Below are 16,030 nucleotides of genomic sequence, written 5' to 3'. Positions count from 1 at the left end.
GGCCTATGAGCAGTTTTGATGAGATACAAAATCGAGAAGCGGGTTTACATAAGAAATTATCTGCAAAACAGATGGGAATGATTGCAATTGGTGGAGCGATTGGTACAGGGCTGTTCATGGGAAGCAAGTTTGCAATCAGCTTTGCTGGTCCCGCTGTCATTGTGAGTTATGCCATTGGCGGCTTAATCGCATTTGCTATTATGGCTTGTTTGGCTGAGATGACGGTTCAGCACCCTACATCAGGCTCATTTGGAGCATATGCTGAGCATTATGTAAGTCCACTTGCGGGATTTTTAGTCCGTTATTGTTATTGGGCATGTATTGTCTTAGCGGTCGGTACAGAAATTACAGCAGTTGCTGACTATATGAAATTATGGTTTCCAGAGGTAGGTTCTTGGGTCTGGATTGCGTTTTTTTCGCTGACGTTACTTGTGGTTAATGCATATAGCGTTAAAGCTTTTGGATTGGTTGAATATTGGTTTTCGACCATAAAAGTCTTTGCAATTATTGTATTTATTCTTTTAGCAATTGGTATTTTGACTCAAAGTCATGGAGGAGCAGTTCAGGTTGTTTCTAATTTAACCGAGCATGGGGGCTTTTTCCCTCATGGTTTGAGTGGAGTCTGGATTGGGGTAATCATTTCAATATTTAGCTATTTAAGTATTGAAATGATCGCTGTAGCAGCGGGTGAGGCTAAAGATCCGGAAAGAGCGGTTAGGAAAGCTTTTAAAAGTACTGCAATTCGCTTAATCCTATTTTATTTACTGTCTTTATTTCTCATAGTGGCACTTGTTCCTTGGACAACTTTAATTGGAGCAGACGCGACTAGTCCTTTTGTGATGGTGATGAAAATTGTAGGTATTCCATATGCAGATAGTATTTTAAATTTTATTGTAATTGTTGCGGCCTTATCAGCCATGAATAGTATGCTGTATATCTCGACACGTATGCTATTTAGTTTGTCACGAGCAGGTGATGCACCAAAACTATTCGGCCGTATTAGTCACAATGGCGTACCAATTAACGCATTGTTATTGTCAGCTGTTGGTATTGGTATCGCGAGTATTGTTTATACCATTAATCCGAGCTCTGCTTTCCCGATCATGATTGCTTTATCTATGTTTGGTGCGTTGTTCACTTGGGGCAGTATTTTTGTTACCCATATGTTTTTTAGAAGAAATATGGCGCGGAAAGGACAGAAATTAAAATTTAAGGTTCCAGCGAGCCAGTTAATTTCACTGTTGGGATTAATTGCAATTTTAAGTATCACCGTCACGACATGGTTTACCAATGAGTTCAAGTCAACTTTACAATTTGGGATTCCATTAGTTGTTGTGCTTACGTTTTTCTATTATTTAAAACGATCATCAGCCAAGCTTGCTTTAAATGCTCATGAAGAATCATTGAAGTGAGAAATCTATGAGACTATATGACAATGCTAGAACTGTAGCGAATGAACATGAAATATTGGCTGGATTTCAACAGACAAGTTTACTTAGCTATCAAAAGTTCACCCATATCTCAGATATTCAGTATGGTCCGAACCCAAGATCAACTTTAGATTTCTTTCCTTTAGAGCAAGCGAAAAAGACTGTTATTTTTATTCATGGGGGCTATTGGCAATGGTGTGATAAGTCAGATTTTGCATTTATCGTACCGTATGTTCTAGCCAAGGGCGCACAGTGTGTGCTTTTAGAATATGATCTGGCACCACAAAGTAAAATCTCAGATATTACTTCTCAAGTTAATCAAGCTCTCGATTTTATTCGAGAGCAAGACTGGCGAACCGACGAGGTAATTTTGGTTGGGCATTCGGCAGGGGCAAATCTAGCTGCTTTGTCATTAGGCCATCCAATCATCTCTGAGATGGTGTTGTTAAGTGGAATTTATGATTTAGAACCTATTCAAAGCACCCATTTAAATCATGCTCTCAATCTTTTAAGTGAAGATATTTTAAAATATAGTCCTATTCATTACAGTGATCGAATTACTATTCCATGTTCAATTTTATGTGGTGAACTGGAACTTGATGAGTTGAAATGGCAAAGCCAAAATTATTTTGAAATTAAAAAAGGAGGAGATCAGGAGCTAGTATCTTTTAAGCTTATACCTCATATCAATCATTATACGATTTTAGAGCATTATTTTAGATATATATTAAGCTAGGTATCTGAAAATAATATATAAGATATCATTTTATAAAATGATAAACTTAAGCGATCAGGATCTAAATGTGAGTTAGTTCACAACTTGCTGTATTTTTTATAGAAAGGGTGTGTTCTTATTGACCTGAATAAAGAATTTAATTAGATTAAAAAGATAGTGCTTTCTCACTAAGCGGCAAAATGTTTAGCTGTTGTTTAGTTGAGTTTCAAGTCCGTAGCTTCCCAAGATACGGACTTTTTTATTGATTTTTAAAAACAATAAGGTAGACAAAGTTTTGTACTTAGATATGAATTAATATCTATTTAATAATTAATATAAATTAATAAGATAAAACTAAATTAAATAATAGATAACTTTATATTGGATTTCTATTATTTAAATTGAATTGTCATTTAATAAGTTAAGTAAAATAAAAATATAATTTGTTAAATCTTCATGAATTTGTCATATAGTTTTGATAAATTAAATATAAAAAATAAGCTGGAGTAGGTAATTAAATAATATATATAACTTTAAATTAAATAATTTAGTCGGCTTTTATGAGTTGGTTTTTCTATTTATAAAGGAGCCTTTATGAAAATACAATATTTTGAAGGAGGTATGTATAAACATATGTGTCCTGGTTGCGGATACCTTCATTATATTCCTGTACATCATCCTTTCTCCAATGGAAGCCAATGGGATTTTAATAATAACTTGGAAAAACCTACATTTGATTCAATCATAACTATAAATGACTGTTGTAATTACTTTATTAGAGATGGTTTTATTGAATATAGTCTTAATTGTAGACATCCTTTAGCTGGATGTAGGGTTGAGTTACCAGAACTAGAATTAAATAATTATAGATTATAATAATTTTAGTATTTATTTTAACTGCAATGTTTTAAAGACTGTACGCTACTTTAAGTAAGTAGTATTTATGCAATATATCTTTACGTATTTGGCATTGAACATCTATAGTTTAAAAAAATGTAAATCTCTTTTAGTTGAAGGCTATATTAAAATTTGCAAGAATTTCTATAACATACTGTTTTATAGTTTATTTATGGATATCTGGAAATTTTTAAAAAGCTTTAATACGACTGGCACATATCTCATTATTTCTACATTTATATTATTTTTAATGATTATATATTTTTACATTATACATCCTACCTAATCTAAATGATAAAAGAGTAAATAACCAACTAATCTAAAATTTTGCTTTATTGATTTATTTGAATTGGTTCTCAATTTTAATTGAAAAAAGATAAGAGCATTGCATGTACCCAAGTTTTATGAAAATATGACTTGGTCATAATACATGGAGAATATAATAAAAATTCCTTTCTAAAAAATTTACCCCCTCAATATAAAAACTGTACTGATCATAACAACGATATCTGAAGTAAAAGATATGGAGATTTTTTATGAAGTTTTGCCAAGTTTCGAGTTTTCTTTTAACGATAGCTGTGAGTCATTTAATTTATGCTGCACCAGCTACAACAAATTCTGTATTAAGTTCTTCACAAGCAAAAGGAATCATTAAAAACCAATACATTGTTATTCTCAATAAAGACGCTGGTCCTTCTAACGATTTTGCACAAAATTTTGCTAAACAACATGGTGGGAAGGTATTGCAGACTTATGACACTGTATTTAAGGGGTTTGCTGTTTACCTACCTGAGGCTGCTGGGACTGCTTTTGTTGAAGCCATGAAAAAAAATCCAAATGTCCTTTCAGTAGAAAATGACACAATCATGAAAATTGATGCGACTACCCAAAGCAATCCAGATTGGGGACTAGATCGTATTGATCAGAAAACCTTACCTTTAAATTCAGCCTATTCATACTTACAGACAGGTTCAGGTACAACAGCTTATATTGTTGATACAGGAATATTGTCTACACATCAACAGTTCTCTGGACGAGTATTAAGTGGTTATACCGCGATATCTGATGGAAACGGCACAACGGATTGTAATGGTCATGGTACTCATGTTGCAGGAACAGTGGGAGGCAGTACTTATGGTGTTGCTAAGAATGTAAGTTTGGTACCGATACGAATTTTAGGATGTGATGGATCTGGTGCTTCGAGTAACGTAATTGCGGGTTTAGATTGGATACTAAAGAATGGTAAAAAGCCTGCTGTCGTGAATATGTCATTAGGCGGTGATGCAAGTACATCTTTAGATAGTGCGGTTGAAAACTTATTTAATAATGGTTATGTGATGGTTGTGGCTGCAGGAAACTCTAATACAGATGCATGTAGTTCTTCTCCTGCCAGAGTAAGTAAGGCGATTACTGTTGCTGCTACAGATAATACAGACACTCGAGCCAGCTATTCTAATTATGGAAGCTGTGTTGATATTTTCGCGCCCGGAAGCCAGATTAACTCTTCTTGGATTGGGAGTAATACAGCAACTAAAGTTTTAAATGGAACCTCAATGGCTACCCCTCATACTGCAGGTATAGTTGCTCAAATGTTACAAAGTACACCTAGTGCTACGCCTCAGACAATTACAACTAATCTTTTAAATCAAGCAAGTAGTAATGTAGTAAAAAATCCTTCAGGTAGTCCAAACCGGTTGCTATATAAATCTCCTTAATAAGAAGCATGGCTTGAAATTAGAAAAGGTCCCGAAGGACCTTTCTTAAATTTTTGCATGAGTACCATATTTATCAATCATGATTGAGCTGGCTTCATTTAAACCGCGAACTGTTACCCTAATACCATTCTTTTGAAATTTATTCACTACTGAATCTAGCATGGCAACTGAAGTCACATCCCAAATATGAGAATGGGTGAGATCAATAATGACTTCTTTAACTTCTTCTTTAAAGTTAAAACTTTGCATAAATTTTTCAGATGAACTGAAAAATATTTGACCTCTTAATTCGTATAGACGAGCTTGATCTTCGAATGAAGTTTCTATACGAATATCATTTTCAAGTTTATTTGCTAAGAAAAGTGCTGAAAGTAATACCCCAGTTAATACACCTAACGCTAAGTTATGTGTAGCAACCACCACAATAACGGTCGCGATCATAACGACATTACTACTTTTAGGATTATTTTTAAATTGAGTCAGTGAGCTCCACTCAAAAGTACTAATCGATACCATAATCATGACGGCAACCAGAGCGGCCATGGGAATAACCTTTAACCAGTCACTTAAAAATACAACGAGAATAAGTAAGAATATACCTGCACAAAAAGTGGATAAGCGTGTGCGGGCACCCGATTTTACATTAATCATTGATTGACCAATCATGGCACAACCCGCCATACCCCCCATAAAACCCGAAGCGATATTCGCAATGCCTTGACCTTTACACTCTTGAAACTTATCACTAGATGTATCTGTCATTTCATCAACAATGGTTGCCGTCATCATTGACTCAAGTAGACCAACGGCAGCAAGAGCTAAAGAATATGGAAGAATAATCAGAAGTGTTTCTAAATTAAAAGGAATATCGGGAATTAGAAATATCGGTAAAGTGTCGGGTAGTGAACCCATATCACCAACCGTTCGAACATCAAAGCCTAAGAAAATAGCGAGTAGTGTGACTACCACAATACAGATAAGGGGAGAAGGAAAGAATTTTCCAATTTTGGGAATATAGGGAAATAGATAAATAATTCCTAAACCAATAGCTACTAGTAAGTAGACATGCCATGCCACGCTTATTAATTCTGGTAATTGAGCCATAAAGATGAGTATGGCTAGGGCATTAACGAATCCAATAACAACTGACTTGGAAACAAAACGCATGAGTTTGGCAAGTTTAAAATATCCAGCCAAAATTTGTATGACACCGGTTAATACCGTTGCAGCAAATAAATATTGAAGTCCATGTTCCTTTACGAGCGTTGTCATAACTAAAGCCATGGCACCCGTAGCAGCCGAAATCATAGCCGGGCGACCGCCGACAAAAGAAATAATGACGGCAATACAAAAAGAGGCGTATAGGCCAACTTTTGGATCTACACCTGCAATAATTGAAAATGCAATTGCTTCTGGAATTAAAGCAAGACCCACAACAAGACCGGAAAGAATATCTGCGCGGACATTAGAGAACCATTGTTCTCGGACATTTGCTAACATGAGAAATAGCCTAAGTTCTAAATTTTGAAAAGGCTAGTGATGTGATATACCAACACAAGCGACTACACCACATCACTAAACAGTGATGAGTTATTTACAGGAGATAAGCGTAAATAAACTTAAGGTGGCGTAAGTGTCATAGGTATAAAAAATTTGAGGCATTTAAAAGTGCCCGAAGAATAACATAAGTTTTTAAGGTTGACTAACCTAAGCTTGCTAAACCGAGTTAATCATAATTTTTCATTTCGGCTTTTGGCATCGAAGTAAATTCATTCGAAGGCATATCTAGGAAAAAATCTTTTGCTTCAGTGTGAGAGCATTTGAGCCAATCATTCCTCAGATCATCAGGTATCACAATGATGGATCGTTTTTCATCATTAGGTTTATGAAATTGTTTCATAAAAGGGTGGTGATCAGCATTAATTGTTAATAGCGACATTGACCTAACTTTCTGTTCATCAATAAGTGTTTCCTCGTAGATCGCTGCAAGTGTAAAAGGTTGCCCATCTTGCCGGAAAATTCCATACCAATGAGCTTTTCCATTGATGTATTTAGGTTCATAGATGGCTTCAACAGGAATAAGTGCAAATTGGTTATTTAACCAAGCATGTTTAAAAGAGCGTTTCTGTTGTACTGTCTCTGTTCTGGCATTATAAGTTGCATATTTAAATGCGATTTCTTTGGCATAAGGAGGAAGCATTCCAAATTTAGCTTTTCGCCACTTAAGCTCATTTTGATTCAATAAAATGAGTGGACAATCATCACTTGGGAAAATATCCATCTTATATTCAAAAGTTGGTTCAAATAAATTTAATTGATCGGCATGATTTTTCTTAATAGGTTTAAAATTTGCACACATAAGGCCGCCTTGCTTATAAAACTTTTCTTTAATTACAGCTTCTAACTTTTATCTTTTTATGATGTATATTTTTCTCATTAGAATTGTCTCTTTAAGTATTAATTTTTAACAATCAATTACTTCGTTAATAAGTGTTTATTTAAATTGCGCCGCTTTCAAGGCAATTTAGATATAAAAGGAGTAAGCACGGTGAATAAATAGAAAAATCGTAAAGTTAAGGGGCTCATCTTAAAAAGAGTTTATTTATTTTTAATAACTACTTTTATGCAACAGAGCCTTTCAGGAAATTGGATTTTAATAAATTTGCTATTCATCATAATACGAAATATAGAGAGAAGACGTACAAAGCCTTTAATAAAGGTTTAAAAATTCTCGGAAAATTCTGACAATTTATAAGGTGGACACATGAATAAACATTTATTGGCTAAAATTGCCTTACTGGGCGCTGCTCAGTTAGTTACTCTCAATGCAGCATTAGCTGATGTTCCTCTTACTCCTTCTCAATTTGCTCAAGCTAAAGCAGACAAGTTTGATAAGAAAGTTATTCTATCTAACTTAAATAAGCCACATGCTTTGTTATGGGGACCTGATAATCAAATTTGGTTAACTGAACGAGCAACAGGCAAGATTTTAAGAGTGAATCCTGAGTCGGCCAGTGTAAAAACAATTTTTCAGGTGCCTAAGATTGTAAGTGATGCTGATGGACAAAATGGCTTGTTAGGCTTTGCTTTTCATCCTGACTTTAAAAATAATCCTTATATTTATATTTCAGGCACATTTAAAAATTCGAAATCTACAGATAAAGAATTACCGAATCAAACGATTATTCGTCGCTATACTTATAACAAGTCAACAGATACGCTTGAGAAGCCAGTCGATTTGTTAGCAGGATTACCTTCATCGAAAGACCATCAGTCAGGCCGTCTTGTCATTGGTCCAGATCAAAAGATTTATTATACGATTGGTGACCAAGGGCGTAACCAACTTGCTTATTTGTTCTTGCCAAATCAAGCACAACACACGCCGACTCAACAAGAGCTGAATGGCAAAGACTATCACACCTACATGGGTAAAGTACTCCGCTTGAATCTTGATGGAAGTATTCCAAAAGATAATCCAAGTTTTAACGGGGTGGTTAGCCATATTTATACGCTCGGGCACCGTAACCCACAGGGCTTAGCATTCACTCCAAATGGTAAATTGTTGCAATCTGAACAAGGCCCAAACTCTGATGACGAAATTAACCTCATAGTTAAAGGCGGAAACTATGGCTGGCCAAATGTAGCAGGTTATAAAGACGATAGTGGCTATGCTTATGCAAATTATTCGGCAGCCGCCAATAAATCAATTAAGGATTTAGCTCAGAATGGAGTAAAAGTAGCCGCAGGTGTACCAGTAACGAAAGAATCTGAATGGACTGGTAAAAACTTTGTACCACCATTAAAAACTTTATATACCGTTCAAGATACCTATAACTATAATGACCCAACTTGTGGGGATATGGCCTATATTTGCTGGCCAACAGTTGCGCCGTCATCTGCTTACGTCTATAAGGGCGGTAAAAAAGCTATTTCTGGTTGGGAAAATACATTATTGGTTCCATCTTTAAAACGTGGCGTTATTTTCCGTATCAAGCTAGATCCAACCTACAGTACGACTTATGATGATGCTGTGCCAATGTTTAAAAGCAACAACCGTTATCGTGATGTAATTGCCAGCCCAGATGGGAACGTTTTATATGTATTAACTGACACGGCTGGGAATGTTCAAAAGGATGATGGCTCTGTAACCAACACATTAGAAAATCCAGGATCTCTCATTAAGTTTACATATAAGACTCAATAACGCTGCCCATTAAAAAACCGATCTTTATAGATCGGTTTTTTGCTTTAGAAAAACTATTCGGTTACGACGAGTACCGGTAAATGAATTTCTCCTAAAAGAGCTTGAGTCACACTTCCTAAGAAGAATTTTTTAAACCCTTTTCGACCATGAGAACCAATCACTAATAAGTCTGCTTTTAGCTCGGTAGCAGCTTTAATAATTTCTGTGTGAATTGTGTGACCTTCAACAATTTTTGTTTCAACAGAAATTCCATGCTGGCTAAATTGTTCTTTAGCTTGATCTAAAATAGTCTGAATAGATGCTCTAGCTTTATTAAAGTAATCCTGTGCTAATTCTGTACTATCAATAAATTCTACAGAAATGAAAGGATCTATGGTCAGCGCATATACTAGAGTCACTTTACTACCAAAGGCCTTAGCAACTGCCGCTGCATGATTGACAGCAATAAGTGAAGTAGGAGAACCATCGACTGGAACCAAGATATGGTGATAACTCATATATTGCTCCTTATTGTCCTGTGACAATGTGGGGTGGCAAAACACCAAATTATTATCTTTATGCCTATATTATGAACAATTTTTTAAAAGTTATTGTTTATTTTTAGTATGAACAGAACCAAAAAGCTTATTAGCTATTTTAGCTTAAAGCATTGTAATGACTTTCTAAGTAAGGTTGATTTTGTCTAAGTATTGAAATAACTTGATTGGCATCTATAGCAGATTCAAATAAGAATCCTTGACCTATACTATAACCAAACTGCCGAAGTAGCTCTTCTTGTTCAGGCGTCTCAATCCCCTCAGCGATAAGCCCAAGTGATAAATTTGGAGCGAGTAACCCAATTGCTTGCACAATTGCATAAATTGATGGGTCATGCTGCATCTTTTGTATAAAACTACAATCTACTTTTAAACTGTCAATCGGGTAATCGCGAATATGGGTGAGCGATGAAAAACCAGTACCAAAGTCGTCTAGTGCAATACGGACTCCATGCTGTTTTAATTTATTCAGTGCTCGGATTACATACTCTGAACCTCGATCACCCAGCATGTGTTCAGTGACTTCAATTTCAATATAATGTGTCGGTATTTGAAATTGATTAATCTTTTTCAAAAGCCGCTCAGCGTAGTTATCTCTTAAGAACTCTACAGGTGCGGCATTTAAGGAAACAGGAAGGGGGGTAATACCAAGATTTATCCATTTTGCGATATCACGTAAAACTTGATGTTGCATTGTTTCACCGATTTTACTCGCTAAATTATAATCTTTAAAAGCTTCTGCAATTTGTGCAGGGTAGCCTCTTTGAGCTGATGTGGTATGCCATCTTAATAAAGCTTCAAAACCAACTACATGATGGGTTCTTAAATCTACTTTAGGTTGATAGTAGGGCTGAATTGTATGATGGCGAATTAACTGGCGTGCTAAATTAAGCTGAGAAGCGACTGTTTCAGTCATTTGCATCATGCATGGATCATACATGCGAATTCCGCCACGACCACGTGCTTTTAAGTCATGTAATGCCATATCAGCACAACTAAGTAAACCTGACTGATCTATGGCATCTTGCGGGTAAATTGCGCAACCAATACTCATGCCACCATTTAGAACATTACCTAAATAGGTGATAGGTTGATTTAGCTGTTGAAGTAAAATGGCTGCTAGGTCGCGCACATCATTTTCAGATTTGAGGTTATTAATAATAACCGCAAATTCGTCTCCACCTAATCGCGCAACAAAACATCGTTCTTCATCGATACAATGGCTAAAGCGTTTGGATAAAACTTTTAAAAGATGATCGCCTGCGCTATGTCCTAAAGTATCATTAATATGTTTAAAATGATCGAGGTCAATTAAAAGCAACCCCACACTTGTTTGGGTGTCTTTTGAGTAGGCGAGAGTACGTTTAAGTTGAAATTTAAATGAGCGCCGATTACATAAACCAGTCAGCTCATCTCTCTCACTCATATTCCTGAGCTGGTTTTCTGCCAAATGTTGTTGGGTAACATTACGTGAGACACAAAGTATTTGTCCAATTTTACCATTTTCCCGATGAATCGGGGTAAGCATATTATCCCAATACTCAGGGTTTTGATTGGGTAAACAGCTCATCCCTGCAAATCGGGCAACCTTTCCTTGAAGAGCCTTTTTTAAAGCAACGCGTCCACGCTTACGGATATGAGGTGGCAATAACTCAAGCCATTTCATTCCAAATTCTGTTTCGTCAACAGGGATACCTAAAGCGAGGCATCCTGATTTATTCATATGAGAAACTGTGCCATCTACATTAAGTACTTTAATGCAATCCTCACTGATGTCTAACATTTGATTTTGTATTTCAATATTCTTCTGCAAGTTTTGTTGTTCTTGAATATCATGATCAATATCTAAAAAGCTAACATACCATTCGTTAACTTGAGATGGGCCGTGATACTTAGATGCTTGAATAGAGAGTTTGCACCATCTATATTGATTTCCAACTTGGAGAAGTCGACATTTTAATTCTATTCTTTTTTGAAGGCGAATTGCTTCGAGCCATCTATTTTTGACTTCATCTAAATCAGCAGGATATATAAAACCTAACCATTGCTCTGGCAATGGAGAAAAAGTATCCAACCAATATTCTGTACACTCTACATTGCAATATAATATCAAGCCATTTTCATCACTTACCCAAGTTGGTAGTGGAATTTGCTCAACAATAAAATGCTTTTGGGTAGTGTTCGACATTGAAGTCATAACATGCCTAGAAAGATTGAGAGTTGATTAATCTATTTATTAGTGGGTATTGTAATCTTTCTGTAGTATCCAAAATAGTATAAATAAATTTTATGTGTATTTTTTTTGAACTAAAATTGGGTTGTTAAAATTATTATATACTCAATATTTAATTTATGTTTTTGTTATTTATTAGTTTTTAGCATTCTTGACTTTAAAAAAATATTTATGATGATTTTTGTAAAAAACTTATTAAAACAGAAACTTATAACTGGCTTGATATAATTAGCTTAATACAAATAAACTTAACGATGAGAAGAAGAAAACGGGAAAAATAAAAAATCTAGTAAATTAAATTTCCTTTAGATTATATAAATAAAGAAATCCTAAAGACAGTTTAAATAAATACAATAATCACTATTAAGTTTACAAAAGTAACATAAAATAAAGGCTTCTATTATCGTAAAATTCTTTTTGTCAAAAAGGATATATATTTCCTTTTTGTGCATTTTATAGCCTACATTTTCCCCAAGATGTAGGTTTTTTTTATGAATAATTTTTAGAAATTCTAACTACTAAAAATAAAAAAAGCCAAAATGGCTTTTTACACAGTTTCTGGTTTTTTCAACTGTTCTTGAATGTACAGGTTCATATAGTATTGTTCGATATAATCATCAGCATAGTTGTTTGCTAATGTTTTTGTCGCCACTTGCTCATGTTTTAAATAGCAATTTGATTCAAGATCTTTTTCGAGTACCCACCATTCACGGTTAATACGACGTACTTGAAACTTGTCACTTTTGTATTTTCTTTTAGCCATTTTTCCGGAGTTTGCTATTCAGTTATTGAAAGAGAATTTCTACTTGAGTTGCAAGCTCAAGTCAACAGATGGAAGGTTAATTGATTATTTTATGTAGGCTGCTATATCTCTCAATGGCTCAGACAAAATATTAAAATAATTAAGCTCTCGTAAGGAGAGCTTAAATTGTTATCTATAAGAGAGTTTTTATTTGGTTTTAACGAGAAAGGTTCTTTAAAAGTAATTTTAAACTTTCCATCATTTTTTCGAGTTGTAAAGGAGTAATACCTTCAAAAGACTGCTCAAGTACTACACTGGTTAAGTCATTAATCTTGTTGATCATTTCAGTGCCTTTTTCTGTAAGTACTACGCGGGTAATTCGGCCGTCAGACTGGCAGGAATATGTTTCAACCAGTCCTTCATCTTTTAATCGATAAACAATTTTTGTAGTAGTCGACATTTTTGAAATAATCATATCAGAAAGTTCAGAAACACTCGCATGGGGCTTGCTGCTTAAAGCCAACATAATACGTCGACGTGAGTTATCTAAACCATATTTTTTTAAAGCATTATCAATATTTTGTACATACTGAGCATGTACTTGAGTAATCCAATAATATGGAAAATCTTCAAGAGTAAAAGATTCTGTTGTAGGTAAAAAACGCGCATACTTCTTTGTCATTGACTTTTCCCCATACCTTGGTGGATCGCATTTCTGATGAGCTATCTTTAATAGTTGAAAAATATAGTTTCATCAAGCAAGTTATATCAGGACTTTACTCGGTGAGCAAAATTTATATAGCTAAATTTAACAATGACATGGTTTAAAGGACCTTATCTTGATAAGTTTCTCTATACTTTGCATAAACTAAAAATACTCTTCTACTATGGTCAAAGTTTGTTGAAAGTTAATGTGACTTGATGAGTCATAGCCATTAATTCCTTAAAATCTTTGAACAGATATACAAGATTGCATCTAGGCTTGCTTGATCGTTAATTGAACGATATTGGCTTACAAGCGCATCGTAGAAAAAAAATTATGATTTGAACGTGGCATTGAACGAGATAGTTTTTGTCTCTAAAGTCATAATTATGAAAAATCAAGATATTTAAATAATAAATATTTATAAATATCAATTATTTATTTTGTTGTGAGGTTTGTGGAATTTACCATACATTTAACATGAATCATCTATTATTTAGTGAAATAAATTTGATTCATTTATTAACTTATTGATTATTATGTGTAAAATTAAATAGCTAGTGGAATGGTTAACCATATATATTTAGCTTTTTTGTCTATAAATTATATTTTTAAGAGTTTTTATTTCAGTAAGTGTTTAATTGTCATCTTTGGATGTGCCTAGTTTTCATTTTTCTGCATAATAAATAAGAAGAATATTGATAGCTATAGATGAGTACACTCACCTAATGAACCTTACACATAGCATGTACCTTTGAGTGTTGAGACTAACTGACAGCAATGTTATCGCTGAGCAGATTGTAGTTATATGGTTAGGTATATCTGTTGGAGCTGATCGTATTTTTTAGCCACACAACATTTGTTGACTAACAAGCGCCAATTTAAATTGCCTGATAAACTCTTCTAGATGATTTTGAACGAAACGATATAAATTGACGAGATCACCATTAATATCATTGATCACTTCAACTTTTGAACCTTCTTCACGCATAAAAAATAGGGCAGTGCTACCTGAGAAAAGTTCTACATAACATTGATGTTCTGGTAATTTTTTAATAAGTTGCGACACAAGTCGACGTTTGCCACCAAGCCACGGAACAATCGTGCTAGTTTTCATACAATCACCTAATTCAAAGCGTTAGAAATTTTGATAACCTAACGTTGCTATGTACATGGCAACGGGGCTTTGCTTTAGACAGGCTAATTGTCGAGAGGGGCTATTCTTGTTACAGCAAGTCTAGTCACCCCGTGTTTTTATTATTAAAGTATTGTCATTTATAAACTAATGGAAATATTTCCAAAGAAAAGAGGAGTAAATTATGAGTACATTTATTTTTGATTGTCCTAGCTGCTCAGCTAAGAATAGTACTTTTGATGTTGATAGTATTCATGGAATTGAGAGTAGTCATTATACTGATTGGGATTTATTTTCAATTTGCCGAGCATGCTCAAAATCAATGGTAATTACAGCTAAGGTAAAGTCAGAAATTTATAATTCCCTTTATGTTCATGATCTAACAATTGCTGCAAGTACCAAAAGAGTTCGTGAACAAATTATAGATGTTGTTGATAGGGATGAATTTCATTTAAATAGGGCTTTTGAAAGTTTTATTTACTCTCCAGTACATGTTGGACAAATTACCCCACCAGAATATTTACCTGAAAAAGTTAAAGAGATTTTTAATGAAGCAACAAAATGCTTATCATTAAATTGCTTTAATGCTGCTGGTGCAATGTTCAGGCTTTGTCTTGATATAGTGACAAAAGATATAGTGCAAAAAAATGAGGCATTAGCACCAACACGGGATGATAAAAAATCAATTCACACTCGATTAATTTGGATTTTTAAACATAACTTGTTAAATAATGCTTTGGAAGATTTATCACGTTGTATAAAAGATGATGGTAATGATGGTGCTCACGATGGAAATCTAACAAAGACTGAGGCAGATGATTTACTTGATTTCACATATGAATTATTAGAACAGGTTTACACTCAACCTGAAAGAATTCGATTAGCACAGATTAGAAGACAAGAAAGACGGAAATCGTAAGAGTTCAGAATGAAAATAAATAAATCTTGCTTAAAAATATTACGTTATAGAAAACAGCACCCTTTTGTTTTTTATTCTATGATTTTATATCTTGGATCAATATTAGGCTATGTAATATTTTTCAATGTCTATTTTGCAGATTACAATAAACCGATGCCCTTAAATGAAGTGGGGGATTTCTTAGCTGGAGTGTTTGCACCCGTAGCTTTTTTTTATCTTTATCTGGGCTATATACAGCAAGGTACTGAATTAAAGCAGAATACTCGCGCTTTAAATCTTCAAGCAAAAGAATTGCAAAATAGTGTTGAGCAACAGCGAGAATTAGTTTTAGCTACAAAAGAAGAAATAGATTTAAATAAAGGTGAAATAGAACATCAGAGAAGAATTCAACATATTCAAGCACAACCGTTCTTTCACTTTAAGGACAGCTTTATAGATTTTAATGATAGGAATAAAAATTATTTTTTAATGTTTACGTTATATAACAGTCGAGCAACCTGTCGAGATTTACAGGTTGTAGTATTGGATAAAACTGATAATGATCCATCAAAACCAGTTCTAATATATCCAAATTATGATTTATTGCTTGGAAATAGTGAGAAAGAATATAACTTTGCACCACGCCTTTTATCTGAGTCAGTTAAACCAAATGTAAATGGGGCGATAATTTTAGAGTTAAGATTTAAGTTCTTTGATGCTTATGATAATGGGCAATCCCAATTATTTCAATTTATGGCTTTCCCAAATGAAAAACATGGAGAAGCTTTGATTCATCGTGTGAAATATGAAGATTAAATACAC

The 16,030-nt window shown here is 34.3% G+C and carries 13 protein-coding genes and 1 pseudogene; 7 read left to right on the top strand and 7 right to left on the bottom strand.

Going from position 1 to position 16,030, the window contains the following annotated elements:
* The first annotated feature begins 5 nt into the window (after positions 1–5).
* The 4 genes from KTI78_RS04135 (at position 6) to KTI78_RS04120 (ending at position 4,757) form a co-directional block, all read left to right on the top strand.
* Positions 6–1,412: an amino acid permease gene (locus tag KTI78_RS04135; protein WP_262445299.1), complete on the top strand. Its 1,407-nt coding sequence runs from the start codon at positions 6–8 to the stop codon at positions 1,410–1,412.
* A gap of 7 nt (positions 1,413–1,419) precedes the next feature.
* The gene (locus KTI78_RS04130) at positions 1,420–2,166 is read left to right on the top strand and encodes an alpha/beta hydrolase (RefSeq protein WP_262445298.1); all 747 of its coding nucleotides are present in this window, start codon (positions 1,420–1,422) and stop codon (positions 2,164–2,166) included.
* Positions 2,167–2,739: 573 nt separating this feature from the next.
* On the top strand, positions 2,740–3,021 hold the full coding sequence (locus KTI78_RS04125; RefSeq protein WP_262445297.1) for a DUF6527 family protein: 282 nt from the start codon (positions 2,740–2,742) through the stop codon (positions 3,019–3,021).
* A 557-nt stretch (positions 3,022–3,578) separates the two neighbouring features.
* Positions 3,579–4,757 carry a S8 family peptidase gene (locus KTI78_RS04120; RefSeq protein ID WP_262445296.1) on the top strand — a complete coding sequence of 393 codons (1,179 nt, stop codon included), beginning with the start codon at positions 3,579–3,581 and terminating at the stop codon, positions 4,755–4,757.
* 45 nt (positions 4,758–4,802) lie between these two features.
* On the opposite strand, the gene KTI78_RS04115 is transcribed toward KTI78_RS04120, so the two are convergent.
* Together KTI78_RS04115 and KTI78_RS04110 are read right to left on the bottom strand one after the other, a co-directional pair.
* Positions 4,803–6,257: a SulP family inorganic anion transporter gene (locus tag KTI78_RS04115; protein WP_262445295.1), complete on the bottom strand. Its 1,455-nt coding sequence runs from the start codon at positions 6,255–6,257 to the stop codon at positions 4,803–4,805.
* Between the two features lie 226 nt (positions 6,258–6,483).
* Positions 6,484–7,116: an SOS response-associated peptidase gene (locus tag KTI78_RS04110; protein ID WP_262445294.1), complete on the bottom strand. Its 633-nt coding sequence runs from the start codon at positions 7,114–7,116 to the stop codon at positions 6,484–6,486.
* 405 nt (positions 7,117–7,521) lie between these two features.
* Here KTI78_RS04110 and KTI78_RS04105 point away from each other — a divergent pair, with 405 nt between their 5' ends.
* On the top strand, positions 7,522–8,961 hold the full coding sequence (locus tag KTI78_RS04105) for a glucose/sorbosone family PQQ-dependent dehydrogenase (protein WP_262445293.1): 1,440 nt from the start codon (positions 7,522–7,524) through the stop codon (positions 8,959–8,961).
* A 53-nt stretch (positions 8,962–9,014) separates the two neighbouring features.
* Here the strand turns inward: KTI78_RS04105 and KTI78_RS04100 are convergent, their stop codons facing one another.
* From KTI78_RS04100 to KTI78_RS04080, 5 genes and pseudogenes are all read right to left on the bottom strand, one after another.
* Positions 9,015–9,458, bottom strand: a complete 444-nt coding sequence (locus KTI78_RS04100; RefSeq protein WP_016140753.1) for a universal stress protein — start codon at positions 9,456–9,458, stop codon at positions 9,015–9,017.
* Positions 9,459–9,597: 139 nt separating this feature from the next.
* A complete protein-coding gene (locus KTI78_RS04095; RefSeq protein ID WP_262445292.1) occupies positions 9,598–11,694 on the bottom strand; it encodes an EAL domain-containing protein in 2,097 nt (698 codons plus the stop codon).
* Positions 11,695–12,277: 583 nt separating this feature from the next.
* A complete protein-coding gene (locus KTI78_RS04090; protein ID WP_016140755.1) occupies positions 12,278–12,493 on the bottom strand; it encodes a hypothetical protein in 216 nt (71 codons plus the stop codon).
* 196 nt (positions 12,494–12,689) lie between these two features.
* Positions 12,690–13,154, bottom strand: a complete 465-nt coding sequence (locus KTI78_RS04085) for a MarR family winged helix-turn-helix transcriptional regulator (protein WP_016140756.1) — start codon at positions 13,152–13,154, stop codon at positions 12,690–12,692.
* An 877-nt stretch (positions 13,155–14,031) separates the two neighbouring features.
* Positions 14,032–14,292: pseudogene (locus KTI78_RS04080) on the bottom strand (DNA adenine methylase); the annotation flags it as partial.
* 202 nt (positions 14,293–14,494) lie between these two features.
* Here KTI78_RS04080 and KTI78_RS04075 point away from each other — a divergent pair.
* On the top strand, positions 14,495–15,229 hold the full coding sequence (locus tag KTI78_RS04075) for a DUF4145 domain-containing protein (RefSeq protein WP_262445291.1): 735 nt from the start codon (positions 14,495–14,497) through the stop codon (positions 15,227–15,229).
* 9 nt (positions 15,230–15,238) lie between these two features.
* Positions 15,239–16,024, top strand: coding sequence for a hypothetical protein (locus tag KTI78_RS04070; protein WP_262445290.1), 786 nt, complete (start codon positions 15,239–15,241; stop codon positions 16,022–16,024).
* Positions 16,025–16,030: the final 6 nt, after the last annotated feature.

Source organism: Acinetobacter sp. WU_MDCI_Abxe161 (genome assembly GCF_025514355.1).
GTDB lineage: Bacteria > Pseudomonadota > Gammaproteobacteria > Pseudomonadales > Moraxellaceae > Acinetobacter > Acinetobacter pittii_E.
Note: the sequence above shows the minus strand (reverse complement) of the source record. Positions and strands in the feature narration are given on the sequence as shown.

Bases quoted from the DNA above. Each gene is read 5' to 3' on its own strand.
- KTI78_RS04095 (WP_262445292.1), bottom strand. From the start codon at position 11,694: ATGACTTCAATGTCGAACACTACCCAAAAGCATTTTATTGTTGAGCAA.
- KTI78_RS04100 (WP_016140753.1), bottom strand. From the start codon at position 9,458: ATGAGTTATCACCATATCTTGGTTCCAGTCGATGGTTCTCCTACTTCA.
- KTI78_RS04135 (WP_262445299.1), top strand. From the start codon at position 6: ATGAGCAGTTTTGATGAGATACAAAATCGAGAAGCGGGTTTACATAAG.
- KTI78_RS04130 (WP_262445298.1), top strand. From the start codon at position 1,420: ATGAGACTATATGACAATGCTAGAACTGTAGCGAATGAACATGAAATA.
- KTI78_RS04120 (WP_262445296.1), top strand. From the start codon at position 3,579: ATGAAGTTTTGCCAAGTTTCGAGTTTTCTTTTAACGATAGCTGTGAGT.
- KTI78_RS04090 (WP_016140755.1), bottom strand. From the start codon at position 12,493: ATGGCTAAAAGAAAATACAAAAGTGACAAGTTTCAAGTACGTCGTATT.
- KTI78_RS04070 (WP_262445290.1), top strand. From the start codon at position 15,239: ATGAAAATAAATAAATCTTGCTTAAAAATATTACGTTATAGAAAACAG.
- KTI78_RS04085 (WP_016140756.1), bottom strand. From the start codon at position 13,154: ATGACAAAGAAGTATGCGCGTTTTTTACCTACAACAGAATCTTTTACT.
- KTI78_RS04125 (WP_262445297.1), top strand. From the start codon at position 2,740: ATGAAAATACAATATTTTGAAGGAGGTATGTATAAACATATGTGTCCT.
- KTI78_RS04105 (WP_262445293.1), top strand. From the start codon at position 7,522: ATGAATAAACATTTATTGGCTAAAATTGCCTTACTGGGCGCTGCTCAG.
- KTI78_RS04110 (WP_262445294.1), bottom strand. From the start codon at position 7,116: ATGTGTGCAAATTTTAAACCTATTAAGAAAAATCATGCCGATCAATTA.
- KTI78_RS04115 (WP_262445295.1), bottom strand. From the start codon at position 6,257: ATGTTAGCAAATGTCCGAGAACAATGGTTCTCTAATGTCCGCGCAGAT.
- KTI78_RS04075 (WP_262445291.1), top strand. From the start codon at position 14,495: ATGAGTACATTTATTTTTGATTGTCCTAGCTGCTCAGCTAAGAATAGT.